Raw genomic sequence first — 24,376 nt, forward strand, 5'->3', positions numbered from 1 at the left:
GTGGACAGCCATACTTCCGAATTATGGCAGCAAATTTTATCGATTATTCAAACCAAATTAAGCAAGCCGAGCTTTGATACCTGGTTTAAGGCTACTAAAGCGATAACCTTCAACTCCCAGGTTCTCATTATCTCGGCACCTACAACGTTTGCTGTAGAATGGCTGGAAAGTCGTTACACCAAACTGGTAGGAGCAACCGTCTACGAAGTCACAGGGAAACAAGTGGATGTAAAATTCGTGATTGAAGAAAGCAAGCCGCCTGAGCTTGTGGTTCAGCAATCCGCTCCGACTCCCGTAGTATCAAGAGAAGAAGCACAAACGCATCTGCTTAATCCAAAGTACACTTTTGACACCTTTGTAATCGGCTCTGGGAACCGCTTTGCGCATGCAGCCTCACTGGCAGTGGCCGAAGCACCAGCCAAAGCATACAATCCCTTGTTTTTATACGGTGGAGTAGGTCTGGGCAAAACCCATTTGATGCACGCAATTGGGCACTATGTCCTGGAACATAACCCAAATAACAAGGTAATTTACATCTCGTCTGAGAAATTCACGAATGAATTTATCAATTCGATCCGTGATAACCGCGGTGAAAGCTTCCGTAACAAGTATCGTAATGTTGACATTTTGCTTATCGACGACATTCAATTCCTCGCTGGAAAAGAGTCTACACAGGAGGAGTTTTTCCATACTTTCAATGCGCTCCACGAAGAACGCAAGCAAATTATCATCTCCAGCGACCGACCACCAAAGGAAATTCCCACACTGGAAGAACGGCTGCGTTCCCGGTTCGAATGGGGCTTGATTACGGATATTCAACCACCAGATCTGGAGACCCGGATTGCGATTTTACGCAAAAAGGCTAAGGCAGAGAACCTTGATATCCCTAATGAGGCCATGATGTATATTGCCAACCAGATTGACACCAATATTCGTGAGCTTGAGGGTGCATTAATCCGGGTAGTTGCTTATTCTTCGCTTACCAACCAGGATGTAACCACTCATTTGGCAGCTGAAGCGCTCAAGGATATTATTCCTTCCAGTCGTCCCAAGATGATCACCATCGCTGATATTCAGCAAAAAGTCGGAGAATACTACAATTTGCGCCTTGAAGACTTCAAAGCACGCAAAAGAACCAAGGCCGTAGCGTTTCCACGTCAAATCGCAATGTATCTATCCCGTGAACTAACGGATTATTCACTGCCTAAGATTGGTGAGGCTTTCGGAGGACGTGACCATACGACCGTCATTCATGCGCACGATAAAATTACACAGGCATTAAAGGTCGATCAGGAGTTGTACAAAGTGGTAAATAATCTTGCGGAGAAAATTAAAAATCCTTCCTAAGAGGAACAAAGAGCCTATACACAATCTATACACATGTGGGTAGGCTTAATTTTATGCTGTTTGGTGGGGTTATCCACATATTCGTCGCCCCTACTACTAATACTATTAAATAACTATAATAATTCATCATGTAAAGACGCGTAATTAACAGACTCAAATCCATCGAAATTCCCAATTTTTCAGCTAGGAGTGAAATCATGAAAATAAGCATTCTTAAAAATGAGCTCAACGAATCCATTCAACACGTATCCAAAGCTATATCCAGCAGAACAACAATCCCTATTTTGACCGGTATTAAACTGGAAGTTAGCCATCAAGGCGTCACATTAACTGCAAGTGATACCGATATTTCTATTCAATCGTTTATTCCAGCAGAGAATGACAGCCACACCATCGTGAAGATAGATCAGCCAGGAAGTGTTGTTCTTCCCGCTAAATTTTTCGTCGAGATTATTAAGAAGCTGCCCTCCAAAGAAATCCACATGGAAGTAAAAGAAGGATTCCAAACGTACATTTCTTCCGGATCCACTGAGATTCAGATGGTAGGTTTAGACCCTGAAGAATTCCCAGTGTTGCCGAGCATTGAAGAGAATGACACGATCTCTCTACCAGGTGATTTGCTGAAAAATATGATTAAACAAACAGCCTTTTCTATTTCTACCCAAGAGACAACTCCGATATTAACGGGTATACTATGGAATCTGAGCGACAATGAGTTTAAGTTTACAGCGACTGACCGTCACCGCTTGGCAACAAGAGCTGCTAAACTTGAAGGCACGGAAAATGTCAATTTCGGAAATATTGTTATTGCCGGTAAAACCCTTAATGAGCTCAGCAAAATTATCCCTGACCAAAATATGCTGGTTGATATTGTCGTTGCGGATAATCAAGTTCTCTTCAAAATCGACAAAGTACTGTTTTATTCACGGATCCTTGATGGGATTTATCCTGATACTTCTAGAATTATTCCAACAACCTACAAAACAGAACTAACTTTAGATACAAAAAAATTAAGCGAATCGATTGATCGTGCTTATTTGCTGTCCCGGGAAGAGAAAACAAATATTGTTCGTATGCAGACGCTTGATCAAGGCGGTATTGAAATTTCTTCAAGCTCATCAGAGCTGGGTAAAGTTCGCGAGGAACTTGAAGTCATTGATTTCAAAGGTGAACCTCTCAAAATATCTTTCAACTCGAAATATATGCTTGATGTATTAAAGGTCATAGAGAGTGAGCAGCTCGTTATTGCATTTACAGGGATGATGAGTCCGATCATTTTGAAACCACTTGACCAAACCAATAGCTTGTATATCATTTTGCCTTACCGTACAACAAATTAATGCCAACATTCATGAACATGTGGATAAGTGGCTGAAAGGATAAAAACCATGAAAAAAATACTTATCCACAGTGGATACATTAAGCTGGACCAATTTCTGAAACTCGCAGATTGTGTATCCACAGGTGGAATGGCCAAAGCTTTATTGCAGGAAGGTCACGTATTGGTCAACGGAGAAGTAGAGGAACGGCGCGGCAGAAAACTTTATCCGGGTGACAAAATTGAAGTGCAGGATAACGGGACCTTTGAGGTTGAAGGCGGAGGAGTAAAAGAGTAGTACGCTAGGGGAGGAACCATTTCGTGTTTGTTAAAAATATCGGTCTGCAGCATTATCGGAATTACGGGCTGCTGCGTCTGGAGAGCCTGGGCGATGTGAATCTGATTCTGGGTCAGAACGCCCAAGGCAAAACAAACCTCATGGAGGCATTGTTCGTCCTGGCGATGACCAAAAGCCACCGTACCTCTAAGGACCGCGAACTTATCTCCTTCGATGCCCCCGGAGATGCAGCTCAGATCGTTGCCGAGGTAGAACGAAAGTATGGCGATCTCAAGCTGGAGCTCACCCTATCTGCCAAAGGTAAAAAAGCCAAGATCAATGGCTTGGAGCAGCGGCGCCTTAGTGAGTTTGTTGGATCTCTTAATGTGGTCATGTTTGCACCGGAAGATTTAGAGATTGTAAAAGGGACCCCTGGTATCAGACGGCGTTTTCTTGATATGGAGATCGGCCAAGTCCAGCCTAGTTATCTATTTCACCTACAGCAGTATCAAAAAATTCTCTTGCAAAGAGGCAATCTCTTAAAGCAATTATGGGGAAAAGAGGCTGCAGGGAAAGAGCTTCTGGAAATCTGGGATGCTCAGCTTGTAGAGCATGGTGTTAAAATCGTCAAAAAAAGGAAACAATTCATAAAGAAGCTGCAAATATGGGCTGAAAGCATTCACCGGGGGATTACGAACGGCGGAGAAGAACTGAAATTGCTCTATGTCCCCTCTTTCGGCGATCGGGATGAGGAAGATGAAGCTGTCTTATTAGACAATTTTATGTTAAAGTTATCACAAACGAGAGAACAAGAAATCAGGCGCGGCATGACGCTGACGGGTCCCCATCGGGATGACCTGTCCTTTTTTATCAACGGAAGGGAAGCTCAGGTCTACGGTTCTCAAGGACAGCAGCGTACCACGGCTTTATCGCTTAAGCTGGCGGAAATCGAGCTGATCCATGAGGAAATCGGAGAATATCCTGTGCTGCTTCTTGATGATGTTTTATCCGAGCTTGATCCTTACCGCCAGACCCAGCTTATTGAAACCTTTCAAAGCAAGGTACAGACATTCATTACCGCTACCGGAATTGAGGGTCTAAATGCCGATAAATTAAAGGGCGCCAGCCTATTTCATGTTCATGATGGAAAAGTTGAGTTATAAAAGAGCGGAGGACGATCATGTATATTCATTTGGGCGGGGAGAAGATCATTAGGTCTTCGGAGTTAATTGCTATATTTGATATTTCGATTGAGAAATCTTCCAAGGTATCTAAGCAATTCGTTATTCACTCTGAGCAGGATAAGAAGCTTGAGCGGATTGGCGAAGAGGAAGCAAAATCTATTGTCGTAACTAAAAATATCGTGTATTACTCCCCAATTTCCTCCTCCACTCTTAAAAAAAGAGCCAAAATTTTGCTCGAAATATAACTTGCATTTGGTAACAAAGAGATAATCAGAAAGAAGTAGGTGAAGGCATGTCAATGAATCAACCGACATATGATGAGAGCCAGATTCAGGTACTGGAAGGGCTGGAAGCGGTTCGGAAACGTCCGGGCATGTATATTGGTTCGACTAGTTCTAAAGGTCTCCATCACTTGGTATGGGAGGTCGTCGATAATAGTATCGATGAGGCACTCGCAGGTTATTGTGACCGGATTCAAGTGATTATACATGAGGATAACGCGATCACTGTTATCGATAATGGACGTGGCATACCTGTAGGTGAGAATGTAAAGCTTAAGAAGTCGACGCTTGAAGTCGTAATGACCGTGCTGCATGCAGGCGGTAAATTCGGCGGTGGCGGATATAAAGTTTCCGGTGGTTTGCATGGTGTGGGTATCTCTGTAGTAAATGCCTTGTCTGAAAAGGTCCTTGTTAAGGTCAAACGTGACGGTCATATCTACCAACAGGAATATAGACGCGGTGCACCGCAGTATGATATCAAAATTGTTGGCGATTCAGATGAGACAGGAACGACTACAACCTTTCATCCGGATCCTGAAATATTTACGGAAACCACAGTTTTTGAATATTCGACACTGCTTACTCGTATTCGGGAGCTAGCTTTTCTTAACAAAGGAATCGAGCTTTCGCTTCATGATGAGCGGACGGATGTCACCAACGTGTTCAAATACGAGGGTGGTATCGTTGAATATGTGAAATATTTGAATGAGAAAAAAGAAGCACTACATGAGGATCCGATCTACGTGGAAGGCTCACGCGATATGATCCAAGTTGAAGTGGCTCTCCAATATAACGATTCGTATACTGAGAACATCTACTCTTTTGCGAATAATATTAATACGCATGAGGGCGGAACGCATGAATCCGGCTTTAAAAGTGCGCTGACCCGTATCATCAACGATTATGCTCGTAAAGCGGGAGTACTGAAGGATAGCAATTCGAATCTGACTGGTGATGACGTGCGTGAAGGATTGACAGCCATTATTTCTGTCAAAATTCCAGATCCACAATTCGAAGGTCAAACGAAAACTAAGCTCGGAAATAGTGAAGTGCGGGGTATCGTAGAATCACTGTTCGGAGAGAAATTACAAGAGTTCCTGGAAGAAAATCCAGCAGTATCACGTCGCGTTCTTGAGAAATCACTTTCCGCTTCACGCGCACGAGAAGCTGCCCGTAAGGCACGTGAGTTAACCCGTCGGAAGAGTGCGCTTGAAGTCAGTGCTCTGCCTGGTAAACTCGCCGACTGTTCATCCAAGGATGCCTCGATCAGCGAACTATACATCGTCGAAGGTGACTCAGCGGGTGGATCGGCTAAGCAAGGCCGGGATCGCCATTTCCAAGCGATTCTACCGTTGCGTGGTAAGATCCTAAACGTTGAAAAAGCTCGGCTTGACCGTATTTTATCTAACGCCGAGATTCGCGCCATCATTACGGCTTTGGGCACAGGGATCAGCGATGACTTTGACTTATCGAAGGCTCGCTACCATAAAGTCGTTATTATGACCGATGCCGACGTCGATGGAGCCCATATTAGAACGCTATTACTAACGTTCTTCTATCGTTACATGCGGAAGCTAGTAGACGCGGGTTATATCTATATTGCACAGCCTCCTCTCTTTAAGATTGAGCGCAATAAGGTTATCCGCTACGCAGGCAGCGAGAAGGAACGTGATGATATTATCGCTTCTTTTGGAGAAAATGCGAAGGTTAACGTCCAACGTTACAAAGGTTTGGGAGAGATGAATGCAACCCAACTTTGGGACACAACGATGGACCCAGAGACCCGTATGATGCTCCAGGTTACGATTGAAGATGCGATGCTGGCAGATAGTATTTTTGATACACTTATGGGTGACAATGTTGAACCAAGACGTGACTTTATCCATGAGCATGCCAAGAACGTTAGATACCTTGATGTGTAAGAAAAATATTTAATACAACCTCCGGCTTCTATTCCTAACGGAATGAGAACGCTGGAGGTTCTTTGATTTCAAGCTTCTTTTTAGGCTCTTGTAGATTGTTTATTGCGGGTCGAATAAGGGGATTTTCTTGCTTTTACACGTCCATAGGCTACGGCATAGCGATGTATTTTACGATAGATTGATTTATCAGGAAATAATTTGAATACAGCAATGGACGGAAGAGTGTTGACTTCCAGCAGCCACATATCCAGATGTTGATCCATGGCAATATCCAGACCAATCTCTTTGATTCCTGGATAGGCAGATTGAAGCTGTGTCGCAATTTGTATACCCAAAGCTTTTAAGTGATTGATCGTAACTAGGACTTGGGAGGGCGGCATATAGTTTTTTAGTAGAGTACTTACGGAAAGGATACTGCCTCCACTGTGATAATTGGTGACGATTTTTTGAGGGGCAGCTACTCTTCCAAGCATTCCTGTTGTTTCCCATACTCCTGATGGAGTCTTTTGGGTAAGAACCCGAAGATCAAAAGGGCGGTCTTGATGACGCAGAAGGTCAATCCCTTTTTGAATCAAATAGGTTCGATTCTGAATTCGTTTCTGTAAGTTCTCATACAGCTCTTCTGGTGAGAAAAACACTTCCGCAGTCTTCCCATATCTTAAAATATACAAGATCTGTTCTTCGGGCTCTTCTTTATTAACGTTATCGAGGTCGGTACCGTGTTCAGCTTTCTGTTTGCTAGTGCTAAGAGTTACAGTACGCTGCTCAGCTCTCATTACACCGATACCATAACTTCCCCGATCAGGCTTAATATAGACCATTGTATATAACGCAAGCATTTCCTTAAGAGCATTGACATCGAATTTACGGGTATCAGGCACATATTGCAATAGAGAGTGATTTTGAAGGATGACTTTCGTTTTAGCCCATTTGCTTGGGACGCGTTGAATCTTCATTATCTTCCTCCTTATGAGTTTTGTGCAGGAATAGGTCCTTTGGGTTCCTTGTTGTAAAAAATGCAGTGGCAGCATAATCTTTGACAGCTGAAAATCAGGACAAGCTACCTAAACAATGGTATAATATAAGGATATGGGGTTATGCCTTATCGAACGATATTAGGATAATAAAACCGTGTTTCTTGTCTTTACAGTCTATGTAGTAAAGATATTTGCGGAAAGGGCAAATACCCTGATAAGCGCAAAAAGAAATCAATATTAGAAGATAAAAGGCTATCATGTTTAATTGTGCTACTTTTGTGAAAGTAATATAATTAAGGGTAGCGGTTTTTTAACTGAAGGAGGTCCAGCAACTCATGGCTGAACAAAATAACCCACAAGTCAAAGATCGGGACATTGGCGTGGAAATGCGTGAATCCTTTATGGATTACGCAATGAGCATCATTGTTAGCCGGGCTTTGCCAGATGTGCGGGACGGACTCAAGCCGGTTCACCGACGCATTTTGTTTGCGATGTCGGAGCTTGGAATGTCTGCGGATAAGCCTCATAAGAAATCTGCAAGAATCGTTGGTGAGGTTATCGGTAAGTACCACCCTCACGGTGACTCAGCTGTCTATGAAACAATGGTACGGATGGCTCAGGATTTCTCGATGCGCTATATGCTTGTAGACGGTCACGGGAACTTTGGTTCGATTGATGGTGATATGGCCGCGGCGATGCGGTACACAGAAGCCCGTCTTTCCAAGATTGCAGGCGAAATGCTTCGTGATTTGAACAAAGAGACAGTTGACTTCGCACCCAACTATGATGGTGAAGAGAATGAGCCGGTTGTATTGCCAGCCCGTTATCCGAATCTGCTCGTAAATGGGGTATCTGGTATTGCTGTAGGTATGGCTACTAATATTCCACCGCATAACCTTGGTGAAGTTATCGATGGTGTGCAGGCGATGATTAAGAATCCTGATATCACGCCAATGGAATTGATGGAGTTTATCCAAGGTCCGGATTTCCCTACGGCTGGATATATTTTGGGTCGTGAGGGCATTCGTCAGGCTTATCGTACGGGTCGTGGTTCAGTAACCATGCGTGCGAAGGCAACGATCGAAGAGAACAACGGCAAGGCTCGCATCATTGTGCATGAGCTTCCATACCAGGTTAACAAAGCAAGATTGGTTGAAAAAATCGCAGAATTAGTACGTGAGAAACGGATCGAAGGTATAACGGATCTTCGAGATGAGTCTGACCGTAATGGTATGCGTGTAGTTGTTGAGATGAGACGCGATGTTAATCCAAATGTAGTATTAAACAATCTATATAAACATACTTCTATGCAATCCACATTTGGGATCAACATGCTTGCCATCGTAAATAACGAGCCGAAAATTCTTAATCTGCGTGATGTACTTTATCATTATTTGCAGCACCAGATTGAAGTTATTCGTCGTCGTACTATATTTGATCTTAAAAAAGCTGAAGCACGCGCTCATATCTTAGAAGGTCTGCGCATTGCGCTTGATCATCTGGATGAAGTGATTGCGTTAATCCGTGCTTCGCGGACAACTGATATAGCCCGCGAAGGATTAATGAGCACCTTTAGCCTCAGTTTAGAGCAGGCCCAGGCTATCCTCGATATGCGGATGCAACGTCTGACCGGTCTGGAACGGGAAAAGATCGAGAATGAATATAACGAATTGATCGTTAAAATTGCAGAGTACCGTGAAATTCTGGCTAACGAGCATCTTGTACTGGAAATCATCAGCAACGAGCTGCAGGATATCCGTGATAGATATTCTGATGAACGCCGGACAGAGATTACGGTTGGTGAAGAAAGTATCCTGGATGAAGACCTTATTCCACGTGAAGAGGTTGTTATCACTATTACACATACAGGATATATCAAACGTCTACCTGTCAGCACCTACCGCAGTCAGAAGCGCGGAGGTCGCGGAGTCATGGGGATGGACACCAAGGACCAGGATTTTGTGGAGCATCTCTTCGTGAGTAACTCTCATAACTATCTGATGTTCTTTACCGATAAGGGTAAAGTATACCGGATTAAAGCTTATGAGATCCCAGAATTGGGTCGTACAGCCCGGGGGACACCAATCATCAACCTGATTCAAATCGAACAAGGTGAGAAGATTAGTGCGGTAATCCAAGTGGAAGATGGCGATAGCGACAAATATTTGTTCTTTGCTACCCGCGAGGGTATCGTGAAGAAGACGCCTCTTGGGGATTATAATAACATCCGTAAAGGCGGTCTTATTGCTATTAATCTTCGTGAAGAAGATTCCCTGATCGAGGTTAAGCTGACTGATGGACAGCAAAATCTCATTATCGGTACAGCTCGCGGAATGTCGATTACGTTCTCAGAGAATGATGTGCGTTCTATGGGACGTAGCGCGACTGGCGTTAAGGGTATTACGCTTGACGGTAATGACCATGTTATTGGTATGGACTGTGTCGATAAAGAGCTTGAGGTTCTGATTGTTACTACCAAGGGTTATGGTAAACGGACACCAGCCGGTGATTATCGTTCCCAGACTCGTGGTGGTAAAGGGATCAAGACCATTAATCTCACAGATAAGAATGGTCCTGTAGTGGGTCTTAAGGTCGTTAAGAAGGATGAAGACTTAATGATCATTACGACTAGCGGTACCCTGATTCGTACCAGCATGGATGGAATCTCTACTATGGGCCGTTATGCTCAAGGGGTTAAGCTGATTAACATCCGTGAGGATGACGCAGTAGCTACCCTGTGTAGAGCTGACAAGAACGAAGAGGATGAATCTGAGGAAGTGGAAGGTCTGGAAGGCTTGGAAGGGCAAGAAGGCCTGGATGGGCAAGATACAGTCGAGGAATCTGGCGATATTGATCAGCCTGAGATCCTGACTGAGGACGAAGACACTGACTTAGAATAGGTTGAATTCAAAAAAGAGCAAGGGCTTCTATTCCAGAAGTTCTTGCTCTTTTTGCTGCTTTTTGAATGACCGATGCTTCATAAAATAAAATAAATATTTTGAAAGAATAGTTTTCACTGCACTAGTGTCTTCCATTTTTCCGTACTATAATTAGCCAATAGAATCCTATAAAGTACTAATTTCTCAGAAATTATCTGTCTTATCAATGTGAGGTAATGCTGGGTGTACGGCTTATAGAAATTAAGGGGCTGAGTATATGCCAAATATATTGGTTGGAGAAGTTAAAGCAGGCTCAAAGATAATAAAGGATGTAATTACACCTTTAGGGGGGACTTTATTCACTAAGGGAAAAATATTGCTCCCTCGTGATCTAGATATTTTACAGGCTTTTTTGATTGGGCAAGTGGAAATCGAAGGTGACCAAGGTGAGGCGAGTTCGGATGGAGCCAAAACAACAGCTAAGCAAGCTTCCCCTAAAGCTGGAGCCATTATCAACGAATCGATGTTGGCCAAGACTAATTCTCCTCTACATGATGAATACGATAAACTGCTCACTCTTATTAAGAACAGCTATCGATCGGTAACGGCAGCTTCACTTCCTATTTTTGAGCTGCGCAGTCAGTTAGAGACACTAATAGGTTATTTGAAGGATTATCATGTCTTGAAGTTTACACCGCGCACTTTAAAATATGAGGATTACAACTATCATAATGCTGTGTTGTCCGCGTTGACCTCCTATAAAATCGCTCAGTGGTGTGGGTACCCACAAAAGGATTGGATGCAGATTGCTTTTGCAGGATTATTACATGATATCGGCAATGCAAAAGTAGACAGCTCACTTTTACAGAAACCGGAGTCGCTTAACAATAGTGAAATAGAAGAGGTTCGCCGACACACTACATATGGTTATCAATTATTACGCAATGTTACAGCGATTAATGAAGGGGTAAGACTTGCCGCCTTGCAGCATCATGAGAAGGTTGATGGCTCTGGTTATCCATTGAAGCTGGATGGCAGTCAGATTCATTTCTACGCTAAAGTAGTCGCAGTAGCAGATATATTCCATGCTATGACCTTAGAAAGAGCCTACAGAAGAGCACAGTCTCCTTATTTGGTACTAGAGCAGATTCTGACAGAAAGCTTCGGTAAGCTTGACCCAGTGATTGTGCAGACGTTTATACAGAAGAGCACTGATCTCTTTAATGGCACTAGAATCAAATTAAGTGATGGCCGTCATGGGGAGATTATCTTCACTGATCGCGCAAACCCTACACGTCCGATGGTTAAAATTGAAGATACGATAGTTAACTTGATGTTGGAACGTGAATTGTATATTCAAGAGATCATTGCTTAGGGTGTAGTTACAAGGGAATAAGGCTGTGCTAGCCATTATATATCGCAGTATTGAGGCTTATGGCAGCACAGTCTCTCATTTATCTATTATATTTCAAAAAAACTCTTGCAATGAATCTCTATACATGATATATTCTAAGTCCGGCCAAGAAATACACATGCCGAGCTCGAAAATGAGGTTAAAAAAAGAGCTTGACATTAAATAGCCGAACATGATATAGTATAAGAGTTGCTGCTGAGACATTAAACGGCGTCAACGAGAACTTGATCTTTGAAAACTGAACAACGAGTGAGTAGGAAATCACGCAAGTGAAATCCAAAATTAGAGAATTAATTTTCTCGTCAGATGTTTCAAAATGAGCATATCGCTCTTTTCAATACTAATTGGAGAGTTTGATCCTGGCTCAGGACGAACGCTGGCGGCGTGCCTAATACATGCAAGTCGAGCGGAGTTATTTTGAAAGCTTGCTTTCAAAATAACTTAGCGGCGGACGGGTGAGTAACACGTAGGCAACCTGCCCTTCAGACTGGGATAACTACCGGAAACGGTAGCTAATACCGGATAATTTCTTTTTTCTCCTGAGAGAAGAATGAAAGACGGAGCAATCTGTCACTGAGGGATGGGCCTGCGGCGCATTAGCTAGTTGGTGGGGTAACGGCCCACCAAGGCGACGATGCGTAGCCGACCTGAGAGGGTGAACGGCCACACTGGGACTGAGACACGGCCCAGACTCCTACGGGAGGCAGCAGTAGGGAATCTTCCGCAATGGGCGAAAGCCTGACGGAGCAACGCCGCGTGAGTGATGAAGGTTTTCGGATCGTAAAGCTCTGTTGCCAGGGAAGAACGTCCGGTAGAGTAACTGCTATCGGAGTGACGGTACCTGAGAAGAAAGCCCCGGCTAACTACGTGCCAGCAGCCGCGGTAATACGTAGGGGGCAAGCGTTGTCCGGAATTATTGGGCGTAAAGCGCGCGCAGGCGGCTATTTAAGTCTGGTGTTTAAACCTTGGGCTCAACCTGAGGTCGCACTGGAAACTGGGTGGCTTGAGTACAGAAGAGGAAAGTGGAATTCCACGTGTAGCGGTGAAATGCGTAGATATGTGGAGGAACACCAGTGGCGAAGGCGACTTTCTGGGCTGTAACTGACGCTGAGGCGCGAAAGCGTGGGGAGCAAACAGGATTAGATACCCTGGTAGTCCACGCCGTAAACGATGAGTGCTAGGTGTTAGGGGTTTCGATACCCTTGGTGCCGAAGTTAACACAGTAAGCACTCCGCCTGGGGAGTACGGTCGCAAGACTGAAACTCAAAGGAATTGACGGGGACCCGCACAAGCAGTGGAGTATGTGGTTTAATTCGAAGCAACGCGAAGAACCTTACCAGGTCTTGACATCCCTCTGAATCTGCTAGAGATAGCAGCGGCCTTCGGGACAGAGGAGACAGGTGGTGCATGGTTGTCGTCAGCTCGTGTCGTGAGATGTTGGGTTAAGTCCCGCAACGAGCGCAACCCTTAACTTTAGTTGCCAGCAGGTTAAGCTGGGCACTCTAGAGTGACTGCCGGTGACAAACCGGAGGAAGGTGGGGATGACGTCAAATCATCATGCCCCTTATGACCTGGGCTACACACGTACTACAATGGCCGGTACAACGGGAAGCGAAGCCGCGAGGTGGAGCCAATCCCATCAAAGCCGGTCTCAGTTCGGATTGCAGGCTGCAACTCGCCTGCATGAAGTCGGAATTGCTAGTAATCGCGGATCAGCATGCCGCGGTGAATACGTTCCCGGGTCTTGTACACACCGCCCGTCACACCACGAGAGTTTACAACACCCGAAGTCGGTGGGGTAACCCGCAAGGGAGCCAGCCGCCGAAGGTGGGGTAGATGATTGGGGTGAAGTCGTAACAAGGTAGCCGTATCGGAAGGTGCGGCTGGATCACCTCCTTTCTATGGAGAATCGTTCTCTGCAATGAGGACATTCAAATCGGAAGCTCAGCTTCCAAAACTCAGGTTTAGGCCTGTTACTCACTCGTTGCTCAGTTTTGAGAGTTAAGCTCTCAAGTAAGACTTGATCCTTGAAAACTGGATACCGAAACGAATTTGCGTTTTAGAACATCTTTTAGCAACTTGTGCAAACAAGTAAATGTTATTAGTGAGATGATTCCAAAGAGAATATCATCGTATGATATTTTCCTACGGAAGAATCAAGGTTAAGCTAATAAGAGCACACGGAGGATGCCTAGGCGCCAGGAGCCGACGAAGGACGTGGCGAACAACGAAACTGCCTCGGGGAGCTGTAAGCAAGCTTTGATCCGGGGGTGTCCGAATGGGGAAACCCAGCTGTGGTAATTCGCAGTTACTCATTTCTGAATACATAGGAAATGTAGAGGCAGACCAGGGGAACTGAAACATCTAAGTACCCTGAGGAAGAGAAAACAATAGTGATTCCGTCAGTAGCGGCGAGCGAACGCGGAACAGCCTAAACCTAAGAGCTTGCTCTTAGGGGTTGTGGGACGTCTCACATGGAGTTACAAAGGAATATGGTAGGTGAAGAGGTCTGGAAAGGCCCGCGATAGAGGTAAAAGCCCTGTAACCTAAACTGTGTTCTCTCCGAGACGGATCCCGAGTAGTGCGGGGCACGTGAAACCCCGTATGAATCCAGCAGGACCATCTGCTAAGGCTAAATACTACCTGGCGACCGATAGTGAAACAGTACCGTGAGGGAAAGGTGAAAAGCACCCCGGAAGGGGAGTGAAATAGAACCTGAAACCGTGTGCTTACAAAAAGTCAGAGCCCGATCTATGGGTGATGGCGTGCCTTTTGTAGAATGAACCGGCGAGTTACGTTTAACATGCAAGGTTAAGCCGAGAAGGTGGAGCCGCAGCGAAAGCGAGTCTGAATAGGGCGAATGAGTATGTGGACGTAGACCCGAAACCGTGTGATCTACCCCTGTCCAGGGTGAAGGTGCGGTAACACGCACTGGAGGCCCGAACCCACGTACGTTGAAAAGTGCGGGGATGAGGTGGGGGTAGCGGAGAAATTCCAATCGAACTCGGAGATAGCTGGTTCTCCCCGAAATAGCTTTAGGGCTAGCCTCGGTATAAGAGTAGTGGAGGTAGAGCACTGATTGGGTGCGGGGTCCGCAAGGATTACCAAGCTCAGTCAAACTCCGAATGCCATATACTTATTGCCGGGAGTCAGACAGTGAGTGCTAAGATCCATTGTCAAAAGGGAAACAGCCCAGACCATCAGCTAAGGTCCCCAAGTGTGTGTTAAGTGGGAAAGGATGTGGAGTTGCACAGACAACCAGGATGTTGGCTTAGAAGCAGCCACCATTGAAAGAGTGCGTAATAGCTCACTGGTCGAGTGACTCTGCGCCGAAAATGTAACGGGGCTAAACACACCACCGAAGCTATGGCTAGATACGTATGTATCTGGGGTAGGGGAGCGTTGTGTAGGGGTTGAAGGTGTACTGAAAAGAGCGCTGGACACTACACAAGTGAGAATGCCGGTATGAGTAACGAAAAGATCAGTGAGAATCTGATCCGCCGAAAGCCCAAGGTTTCCTGAGGAAGGCTCGTCCGCTCAGGGTAAGTCGGGACCTAAGGCGAGGCCGAAAGGCGTAGTCGAAGGACAACAGTTTGAAATTACTGTACCACCGTAATCCGCTATGAGCGATGGGGTGACGCAGGAGGGTAGTGACGCGGACTGATGGATGTCCGTCTAAGCAGTGAGGCTGATGTGTAGGCAAATCCGCACATCGATAAGGCTGGGCTGTGATGGGGAGCGAAAATTATAGTAGCGAAGGTCATGATCTCACACTGCCAAGAAAAGCCTCTAGCCAGGAGAAGGTGCCCGTACCGCAAACCGACACAGGTAGGCGAGAAGAGAATTCTAAGGCGCGCGGAAGAACTCTCGTTAAGGAACTCGGCAAAATGACCCCGTAACTTCGGGAGAAGGGGTGCCCCGGTAGTGTGAATAGCACGAGGGGGCCGCAGTGAAAAGGCCCAAGCGACTGTTTAGCAAAAACACAGGTCTGTGCGAAGCCGCAAGGCGAAGTATACGGGCTGACGCCTGCCCGGTGCTGGAAGGTTAAGGGGAGTGGTTAGGGGTAACCCGAAGCTATGAACCGAAGCCCCAGTAAACGGCGGCCGTAACTATAACGGTCCTAAGGTAGCGAAATTCCTTGTCAGGTAAATTCTGACCCGCACGAATGGCGTAACGACTTGGGCGCTGTCTCAACGAGAGATCCGGTGAAATTTTAATACCTGTGAAGATGCAGGTTACCCGCGACAAGACGGAAAGACCCCATGGAGCTTTACTGCAGCTTGATATTGAATTTGGGTACGATCTGTACAGGATAGGTGGGAGCCGTAGAAATCGGAGCGCAAGCTTCGGTGGAGGCGCCGTTGGGATACCACCCTGATCGTATCTAGGTTCTAACCTAGTGCCCTTATCGGGTACGGGGACCGTGTCAGGCGGGCAGTTTGACTGGGGCGGTCGCCTCCTAAAGAGTAACGGAGGCGTTCCAAGGTTCCCTCAGAATGGTTGGAAATCATTCGCAGAGTGCAAAGGCATAAGGGAGCTTGACTGCGAGACCTACAAGTCGAGCAGGGACGAAAGTCGGACTTAGTGATCCGGTGGTACCGCATGGAAGGGCCATCGCTCAACGGATAAAAGCTACCCTGGGGATAACAGGCTTATCTCCCCCAAGAGTCCACATCGACGGGGAGGTTTGGCACCTCGATGTCGGCTCATCGCATCCTGGGGCTGAAGTAGGTCCCAAGGGTTGGGCTGTTCGCCCATTAAAGCGGTACGCGAGCTGGGTTCAGAACGTCGTGAGACAGTTCGGTCCCTATCTGTCGTGGGCGCAGGAAATTTGAGAGGAGCTGTCCTTAGTACGAGAGGACCGGGATGGACGTACCGCTGGTGCACCAGTTGTTCCGCCAGGAGCATGGCTGGGTAGCTACGTACGGACGGGATAAGCGCTGAAAGCATCTAAGCGTGAAGCCCCCTCAAGATGAGATTTCCCAATTAGTAAGACCCCTTGAAGACGACGAGGTAGATAGGTTGGAGGTGGAAGTGCAGTAATGCATGGAGCTGACCAATACTAATCGGTCGAGGGCTTATCCTATACGTAGAATGCAGATTCGTTTCGGATTCAGTTTTCAGGCATCAAGCCTGAAATACGCTTAGAAATTCATTGTCACTTCTGGTGATGAACCGAATTTCACGCGGCAGCGTCTGTTTCACAGACGCATGTTTGGTGGCGATAGCGGAGGGGTTCCACGCGTACCCATCCCGAACACGACCGTTAAGCCCTCCAGCGCCGATGGTACTTGGACCGAAGGGTCCTGGGAGAGTAGGACGTTGCCAAGCACGCAAGACCACTGTTGAGTAATCGACAGTGGTCTTTTTTGTTATGTATATTTACTTAAGGATTGTTGCAAATTAAATTATGTTTGACAGACTACAGTGTTTAACCCATAATACAATTCATACTAAACATATAAGAATTATAGGGGGAGCGAATTATGTCATACTTTAGTGTATCTATTAAGAAACCGATTCTGTTGGGGGCAATAGCAGTTTTGCTATTGATGTTAATTGCAGGGTGCTCGGGGTCTAATAATAAGGCTGATTCAAATAAAGAGGCACAGGAAAGTGCGAGTCCGGCAACTCAAAGTCCTCAAACTGCAGAACCTGCAACGGGAGGGACTTTCGTCTATGGACGACCTGCTTCTGTAACTTCGCTGGATTTGCATAATCAGATTACGTCCAACAATGCTTTTGCAATCGACAAAGTCTTTGAATCATTAGTCGCTTTTGACAGCGAAGGTGAAATTGTAGATTGGCTTGCTAAGTCACATAATATCAGTGAAGATGGTCTGACGTATACATTCGAGCTTCGTGATGGTTTGAAGTTTTCAAATGGTACGGATGTGACTGCAGAAGATGCTGTTTTCTCTCTTGAGCGGCACTTGAAGGTAGGCGGCCCGCTGGCAATATCTGCAAAGGTGGACACAATCAAAGCGCAAGATAACAAAACGCTTGTTATTACACTTAAAGAGCCTTATACACCATTTATCTCGGAGCTATCTAATTTCTCAAATGGTATCCTTCCTAACAATTTCGGTGGAGTATCCGAAGAAGAATTCTTCAAGAAACCAATCGGTACGGGACCTTTTGTTGTTGAAACATGGGACACTGCAGGTGATCTGACCTTCACTAAGAATACATTCTACTGGCAAGAAGGTAAACCCTATATTGATAAGCTTGTTTATAAGCTGATTGAAGATGACAGCCAAGCGATTAACCAGCTGAAGGCTGGAGAAGTTAATGCTATTGAATCTTTGGCTCTGCAAAATGCCAATGAGATTAAAGATGGGGCTGACACTAAAGTAGTTACTAACGGTAGTTGGGTGACAGAGCAATTGTTCTTTAATACGTTGGATGAACATTTTTCTGATGTGCATGTCCGTCGCGCTCTGGCGCTGGCGCTTGATCGTGAGGGCTTGACCAAGGCGCTAACCTTTGGTTATGCACAAACAGCAAACTCATTGCTGCCAACAACGATTCCTTATAACGCAAATGATACAATCAAAGCACTGAACTTTAATATCGAAGCAGCCAAGGAGGAGCTTGCAAAATCTGCCTTCCCTAATGGCTTCACTACCAAATTACTTGTAGCATCCGGTAATAGCACAAGAGCTCAAGAGGCACAAATTATTCAGGCAGCGGGTCAAACGATCGGGATTAAGATTGAGATTGAATCGATTGAACTTGCCACTTTCCGTGAACGTTTCTTCGCATATGATTTTGCGGCAATGCTGAACAGCGGTCAGGCGGATTCCCCTGAAGCGAACTCAATTATTGCTTTCCAAACTGATCCGGAAGGCTTCAGCAAATCATATTGGACGCATTATACAAATAATGAAGTTACGAAGCTTCTATATGAGGGACAAAAAACTGCGGATGGCGATGAACGTGCACAAATCTATACTAAGCTGCTGCAGACCCTTGCTGATGAAGTTCCGTATATTCCGCTTTACTATCCAGATGTTTTAAAAGGTATTCGTTCTTCAGTTGACGGTCTCGTTGTTCTACCGAACGGCAGTGCCCGTTTCGAAGATGTCCGCATCAGCCAATGATGAATCTTAAGCAGGCGTTAAATCAACCGAAAGGAAGCAAGGGTTCTTATAACTGGCTTGTGATATCTCTTATAAAAGCATTGGCAGTGATCTTCTGTGTAATGATAGCAGTCTTTTTCATCATTCGAATCGTGCCGGGAGATCCAGCAAAAATGATTTTGGGAGAATACAGCACCCCTGAGGCGCTCAAGAGTATGCATCATACTCTTGGGCTGGACCTCCCTTTATGGGAGCAATTCATCCGATTTGTGAAGACGCTGTTTACTCGAGGAGATACTGGAAACTCCATTATTATGGGGACATCAACAAGAGAGTTGATTACACAACGGGCCCCTGTTACTTTGCTGCTCATCGTGATGGCTTGTGTGTTGGCGATTTTTGTATCTCTTCTGCTCGCTACGGTAGCCGCTACGCATAAGGATAAACTGCTGGACCATTTGATACGTATTTTTCCTACAATTACTCTAGGTATGCCAATCTTCTGGGTTGGCTTACTTTTAATTTTGCTCTTTAGTGTCCGGCTTGGCTGGTTCCCTGTTGGGGGAGTAAGTGAAGGGTGGGTCGGAACCTTGCATAGTCTTGCACTTCCAGCAATCACTGTTGCTTTTTCACAGGTTCCTACGCTTGTTCGTTCATTAAGAGCGCAGATGCTTGAAGTGTTAGAATCGGATTTTGTAGTCACCCTTAAGGCTGCGGGCATACCAAACAGGGTTATTTTATTTAAACATGTGCTGCGCAACTCTGCTCTTCCTACGCTAATGCTGCTGGGTGTGAATATTTCTTATTTAATCGGAGGCACCTTGGTCGTTGAGCAGGTATTTGGAATTAAGGGAATTGGCAGCTTATTGTTCACTTCAATTTCGAAACGGGACTTTCCGGTTATTCAAGGAATAGCACTTTACTGTGCGCTATCTGTTGTGATCATCAGTCTCTTGATTGAAATCATTTCCTGGTGGCTTGATCCCAGAACGAAAGGAAAACAATGAAAACTATAAGACTAGACTCGCGATTGTATGAAGACGGTAAGATAACAAGCGGCTTAAAGCGAATATGGAATACCCCTTCACTTCTAGTGGGAATTATTATGTTTGCAGCTCTTATTCTCTTGACTGTGTTTATACCTTATATAAGTCCTTATGACCCTTCTGAGCAAAATTTGAGTGCCTTTTTACAGCCTCCGTCAGGCGAACATTGGTTGGGAACTGATCAATTAGGGCGTGATCTGTTTACCAGACTGATTTATGCAGCGAGGACTGATTTGAAAATCATGGTCTTGGCAGAAATCATTCCCTTTTGCACAGGTGTATTTCTAGGAATGCTGGCAGGATATTACGGCAAATGGATCGATACAGTTATTACGCTGTTGTCAGATACATTCATCGCCTTTCCTTTTTATCTGATCGTTATTATCGTTGCTTTTGCTAGTGGAGCAGGAGAACGGGGCATTTATATTACTTTTATCTTTGTAGGATGGATTGTCTTTGCCCGTGTCGTCAGAGGTCTTAGTGCTTCTTTTCGCAATCAGGAATGGGTGGCATCCGCTCAAACCTTAGGGCTACCTGGAGTGAAAATTATTTTACGTCATCTCCTGCCTAATGTACTACCGCAAGCCGTGGTCGTCCTTATGACAGATATGATTGGATTGCTTGTTGCCATTGTTACGCTCGGGTATCTTGGTATCGGCATTACACCGCCAACTCCTGACTGGGGGACAATGATTTCAGATGGGCAGCCCTTCATCACTACAGCTTGGTGGCTCTCGGCCGTGCCGGGATTTGCAGTGGTGTATACGGGGATAGCTTTGTCGCTCCTAGGTGATGGTTTGGCAGACATATGGAGGAAAAAATAATGTCTATACAACCCATTTTAGAAATAGAGGCGCTATCGCTGGCAGCTAAGTCAAATGACAGATTGGTCAATAATGTTAGTTTTTCGCTGGGTAAAGGGGAGAGTCTGGGATTAGTAGGTGAATCGGGATCAGGAAAATCGCTTACGCTGCGTGCAATTTTAGGCTTGCTTCCAAATGGTGTTGAACAGACTGGTGGCACCATTAAAAGTGACGTAAGCAGTGCGATGGTCTTTCAAGATCCAAGAGGAGCGCTTGATCCGCTCTGTACGGTTGTCAAACAACTGGCTGAAGTTGTGTATTACAGACAGAGAGTAAGCCGTAAGACCTCGCGGGTAATTGCACTGGAACTGCTCGAAAGGCTTGGTCTCCCCGATTCATTGAAGAAAAAGGACCGGTATCCGAGTCAGCTGTCAGGCGGTCAGTGTCAACGGGTAGTCATCGCTCTGGCACTGGCGTGCAAGCCAGGCATACTTCTCTGTGATGAACCGACAACGGCGCTGGACGTCACGGTTCAACGGCAAATTATTGAGACGATCACGAGCCTCCAGCATGAGCTCAGTTTTGCCATGGTATTTGTTACGCATAACCTAGCGATTGCAGCAAACTTGTGTTCACGGCTATGTGTAATGAAACAGGGACAGATTGTTGAGCAGGGCAATACCCTTGATATTTTGCAAAATCCAAAAGACCCTTACACACAGATGCTGATTGATTCGGTGCTTCCTTTACCAGAGCTTGAAGGGAGTAGAGACTCATGGAATTAGCCTTGCAAATAAAAGATTTAACTGTTCATTATGGCGGCTTTACTGCACTGGATCGTATCAATCTGAATCTTGAGCAACACACCACCCTTGGGCTTGTTGGAGAATCGGGATCAGGGAAATCTACGCTGGCGCGAGTAATTGCTGGACTGATTGCCCCAAATGAGGGGCAGATTCTGTTAGGTATCCAAGAATTAAAAAAGAAAAGAAGCCGTGAGCAGCACAAAACAATCCAGATGATATTCCAAAATCCAGATGCTTCGCTAAATCCTAAACATTCGATTAGGCAAATTCTTTCCGAGCCCTTATTGTTTCATAAAATAGTGGGGCGTACAGGTGTTGAACAAAGATGCAAAGAGCTTTTGAATCAAGTTCATTTAGAACAGAAGGCCTTAGACAAATTCCCACATGAATTTTCCGGCGGCCAGCGTCAACGGATAGCGATCGCTCGTGCATTAAGTGTTGAGCCAAGCATCCTGATCGCGGATGAACCTACAAGTGCGTTGGATGTATCTGTGCAGCTTAGTGTGCTCGAACTGTTTAATACGCTGAAGGCTGAGCTTAATCTCACCATGCTTTTTATTTCTCATGATCTAGGTGTAATCAATGCAATTAGTGATACGGTAGCAGTTATGCGGCAAGGAAAGCTCGTGGAGCAGAGTCCGCGGGACCAATTCTTCATCCGTCCTAAACATGAATACAGTTATGAGCTGTTGTCAGCGGTTCCGAAAATGCCAAAATAAAGTACATCAGGAGGTTTTCTTATGAACCGAGAACATAAAGGATACGTGCCACTTTCACTGGCTGAGTACAATAAGCTAACACATTTAATTTCCAAAGTTTTGTTTACTGAGCACCCTCCAGTTATCATCCCGGCTGAGGCAATCCTTGGAATCGAGGCGGTAGCCGCCGGAATAGCTGCACCTGGTCGAACCATTGTAAATATAGTAACAGGTCCCTATGGAAGTTTATTTGGAAAATGGCTTGAGCGGGGTGGAGCAACGGTTGTTGAAGTGAAGGTTCCTTTTGATGAAGTGGTCACTAGCGACCAAGTTGCTTCCGCGATTAAGGAGTTTAAACCCTGTGCCCTTTCTTTTGTTCAAGCTGAAGTGGTTACTGGAGGCTCTAATCCTGCTAAAGAAATATTTGAAATTGCAAAAGAGTTCAATCTTATTACTGTGTCGGACTCCGTATCTGCGGTTGGGGGAGAGGCCCTGCTGGTGGATGAATGGTCCGTTGATTTTGCAGTTATAGGTGCGCAAAAAGCCTTAGCTGGACCCAACGGTGTTAGTGCCGTAAGTATTTCTCCACGTGGCTGGGAATTTCTTGAGTCGAATGAAAATGCTCCACGCAATTCTATTTTATCCTTGCTGGATCTGAAACCATCACTGGGAGACGCCGCGCCACTGCGGGTTGCCCCAAACATTCCTACGCTGGAGGCTAGAGCCTTGATTCAAGCTTTGACACGAATTGAAGAAGAAGGATTGGATCAAGTAATCAAACGCCATGAGCGAGCCGCAGCAGCTGCTGTAGCTGGTATTAAATCCTTGGGGCTTGAGCCTTGGCAAAAGGACAGCAGACATTATTCTACGCTGACTACAACGGTGCGGATTTCTGGAAAGCAAGAGTTGCGGATTGAGCAGCCTATAGGCATTGTGGCTCCCGGACACGGAGAATTATTTGGCCATCTTCTACGGATCAACCATTTTGGAACGAATGCTGAGCGGCAAAGTGTGGAGAAGGCTATATCCACGCTTGCCGAACTGTTGAAACAAGACCCTGTTCAGGCATTAGCAGCTGTTCGGCTGGCATGGGGGGAATGAAGATGATCCTTAAGCATCCAGAGCTGCAAACGTTCAATGATATTTTTATAGCAGGTATCGAAGGCAGACGTTTTGATGTCGTGATAAAGGATGGTCGTTTTTCATCCATTACTGAAGCGGAGCCGCATCAAGTGGAGTCAAATCTTGCAGGAACAGATCTGTGGCTAAGTCCGGGTATTATTGATCTTCATACGCATTTAGCTTGGACAGATTTTGACCACTCTGATCAATTGAAGCGCGATGCCAACCAAATCGAAATTATGCAGGCACAAGCTTTTGAAGCTACTCTTAGGACGGGTGTAACGACTGCCCGTGATGCAGGTGGGATTCTGCCGAGCACTGTGCAGCATCTTGTTCAGCAATATCAGCATCCATTAAGAGTGCAGACCAGTAGCGATATGATTGGAGCAGCAGATGCCCGTGGTCTCAAGCATTTAGAACAACGCATGGCGGAAATCTTTGCTACAGGAGCGGGTTGGATAAAAATCATGGCCACAGGCGGGCTTGGAGCACCTACCGAGAAAGTCGTTGACCCGATCTTTTCCGAAGAGTTCGCGTTCATTGTTCGTAATGCACATGTCCATGATAAGAAGGTACTGGTTCATACCTGGGGTGGAGTGACGATAGACTGGTCCATCCAGGCCGGCGTGGAATCAATAGAGCATGGGATGTTTTTAACTGAGGATCAGGCAGGAAGACTTGCTAACTCGGGGGTAGCGTTTGTGCCCACCACATCAATTTATCGTATTGCTGCAGACCCAAAAGGCGTTCTAGCGTTAAACCCGATCATTTGCGACCGAGCTGCCCGCGCTGCCGAATGTCATTCCAAGGCCATTCATTATGCAAAAAGAGAAGGCGTTCGTATTGGATTCGGTACAGATTATGCCACACCTGCACTACATGGCTATAACCTTCAAGAACTGGATACATTGATTGATTATGGCTTAACTCGGAGAGAAGCGTGGCAGGCTGCGACTAAAAGTGCTGCTGATATTCTGGGGAGCGGTAACGAGCTGGGGCAAATTGCAGAAGGCTTTATTGCAGATGCTGTTGTTTTCAAAGTGGATCCATACGAAGCGCACGATGCAGATGCCCTTCGAAACAATATCGTTGCCGTAATTACTGAAGCGAAGGAAGCGGAATTAATCTAGAATCGTCTAAGCTTCTTCTAAAAAAACAACTGTTATCTTCTGCAGTTGTTTTTTACTTTCTAGATAATTAGATGATAAGTGGAGGTAGTT

General features: G+C 45.6%; 16 protein-coding genes and 3 rRNA genes. 18 read left to right on the forward strand and 1 reads right to left on the reverse strand.

What is annotated here, in order from left to right; translation table 11 throughout:
* From dnaA to gyrB, 6 genes are all read left to right on the forward strand, one after another.
* A complete protein-coding gene (gene dnaA / locus NSQ50_RS00005) occupies positions 1–1,347 on the forward strand; it encodes a chromosomal replication initiator protein DnaA (RefSeq protein WP_036677741.1) in 1,347 nt (448 codons plus the stop codon).
* Between the two features lie 197 nt (positions 1,348–1,544).
* Positions 1,545–2,687, forward strand: a complete 1,143-nt coding sequence (gene dnaN / locus NSQ50_RS00010) for a DNA polymerase III subunit beta (protein ID WP_036677739.1) — start codon at positions 1,545–1,547, stop codon at positions 2,685–2,687.
* A 48-nt stretch (positions 2,688–2,735) separates the two neighbouring features.
* Positions 2,736–2,963 (forward strand): S4 domain-containing protein YaaA, encoded by a 228-nt coding sequence (yaaA, locus tag NSQ50_RS00015; RefSeq protein ID WP_036677736.1) that lies wholly within the window; start codon positions 2,736–2,738, stop codon positions 2,961–2,963.
* A gap of 23 nt (positions 2,964–2,986) precedes the next feature.
* Complete coding sequence (recF, locus tag NSQ50_RS00020; protein WP_036677733.1) at positions 2,987–4,105, forward strand: DNA replication/repair protein RecF; 1,119 nt, start codon at positions 2,987–2,989, stop codon at positions 4,103–4,105.
* A gap of 17 nt (positions 4,106–4,122) precedes the next feature.
* Positions 4,123–4,371 (forward strand): extracellular matrix regulator RemB, encoded by a 249-nt coding sequence (remB, locus tag NSQ50_RS00025; protein WP_036677731.1) that lies wholly within the window; start codon positions 4,123–4,125, stop codon positions 4,369–4,371.
* A 47-nt stretch (positions 4,372–4,418) separates the two neighbouring features.
* On the forward strand, positions 4,419–6,329 hold the full coding sequence (gyrB, locus tag NSQ50_RS00030; RefSeq protein ID WP_036677726.1) for a DNA topoisomerase (ATP-hydrolyzing) subunit B: 1,911 nt from the start codon (positions 4,419–4,421) through the stop codon (positions 6,327–6,329).
* An 80-nt stretch (positions 6,330–6,409) separates the two neighbouring features.
* On the opposite strand, the gene NSQ50_RS00035 is transcribed toward gyrB, so the two are convergent.
* Complete coding sequence (locus tag NSQ50_RS00035) at positions 6,410–7,285, reverse strand: YheC/YheD family protein (protein WP_052096700.1); 876 nt, start codon at positions 7,283–7,285, stop codon at positions 6,410–6,412.
* Positions 7,286–7,641: 356 nt separating this feature from the next.
* On the opposite strand from NSQ50_RS00035, the gene gyrA reads away from it, so the two are divergent.
* The 12 genes from gyrA (at position 7,642) to NSQ50_RS00095 (ending at position 24,286) form a co-directional block, all read left to right on the forward strand.
* The gene (gyrA, locus tag NSQ50_RS00040; RefSeq protein WP_036677722.1) at positions 7,642–10,206 is read left to right on the forward strand and encodes a DNA gyrase subunit A; all 2,565 of its coding nucleotides are present in this window, start codon (positions 7,642–7,644) and stop codon (positions 10,204–10,206) included.
* Between the two features lie 256 nt (positions 10,207–10,462).
* On the forward strand, positions 10,463–11,560 hold the full coding sequence (locus NSQ50_RS00045; RefSeq protein WP_038567989.1) for an HD-GYP domain-containing protein: 1,098 nt from the start codon (positions 10,463–10,465) through the stop codon (positions 11,558–11,560).
* 380 nt (positions 11,561–11,940) lie between these two features.
* Positions 11,941–13,498, forward strand: a 16S ribosomal RNA gene (locus NSQ50_RS00050).
* A gap of 261 nt (positions 13,499–13,759) precedes the next feature.
* Positions 13,760–16,685 (forward strand): 23S ribosomal RNA (locus tag NSQ50_RS00055).
* Positions 16,686–16,813: 128 nt separating this feature from the next.
* Positions 16,814–16,930: ribosomal RNA gene (gene rrf, locus NSQ50_RS00060) — 5S ribosomal RNA — on the forward strand.
* Together the 16S, 23S and 5S rRNA genes form the textbook arrangement of a ribosomal RNA operon.
* Before the next feature lie 155 nt (positions 16,931–17,085).
* Complete coding sequence (locus NSQ50_RS00065) at positions 17,086–18,702, forward strand: ABC transporter substrate-binding protein (RefSeq protein ID WP_036682548.1); 1,617 nt, start codon at positions 17,086–17,088, stop codon at positions 18,700–18,702.
* Positions 18,699–19,688, forward strand: coding sequence for an ABC transporter permease (locus NSQ50_RS00070; protein ID WP_063829812.1), 990 nt, complete (start codon positions 18,699–18,701; stop codon positions 19,686–19,688). Before NSQ50_RS00065 ends, NSQ50_RS00070 begins: the two co-directional genes overlap by 4 nt.
* A complete protein-coding gene (locus NSQ50_RS00075) occupies positions 19,685–20,551 on the forward strand; it encodes an ABC transporter permease (RefSeq protein WP_094903843.1) in 867 nt (288 codons plus the stop codon). The genes NSQ50_RS00070 and NSQ50_RS00075 overlap by 4 nt, the downstream gene beginning before the upstream one ends.
* Positions 20,551–21,315: an ABC transporter ATP-binding protein gene (locus NSQ50_RS00080; protein WP_036682551.1), complete on the forward strand. Its 765-nt coding sequence runs from the start codon at positions 20,551–20,553 to the stop codon at positions 21,313–21,315. Before NSQ50_RS00075 ends, NSQ50_RS00080 begins: the two co-directional genes overlap by 1 nt.
* Positions 21,306–22,055: an ABC transporter ATP-binding protein gene (locus tag NSQ50_RS00085; protein ID WP_036682553.1), complete on the forward strand. Its 750-nt coding sequence runs from the start codon at positions 21,306–21,308 to the stop codon at positions 22,053–22,055. Before NSQ50_RS00080 ends, NSQ50_RS00085 begins: the two co-directional genes overlap by 10 nt.
* A gap of 21 nt (positions 22,056–22,076) precedes the next feature.
* Positions 22,077–23,135 carry a pyridoxal-phosphate-dependent aminotransferase family protein gene (locus NSQ50_RS00090; protein ID WP_076225288.1) on the forward strand — a complete coding sequence of 353 codons (1,059 nt, stop codon included), beginning with the start codon at positions 22,077–22,079 and terminating at the stop codon, positions 23,133–23,135.
* A gap of 2 nt (positions 23,136–23,137) precedes the next feature.
* Entirely contained in the window at positions 23,138–24,286 is a 1,149-nt protein-coding gene (locus NSQ50_RS00095; RefSeq protein WP_340949234.1) for an amidohydrolase family protein, read from the forward strand.
* Positions 24,287–24,376: the final 90 nt, after the last annotated feature.

The organism is Paenibacillus sp. FSL R10-2788 (assembly GCF_038003885.1).
Lineage (GTDB): Bacteria > Bacillota > Bacilli > Paenibacillales > Paenibacillaceae > Paenibacillus_AQ > Paenibacillus_AQ odorifer.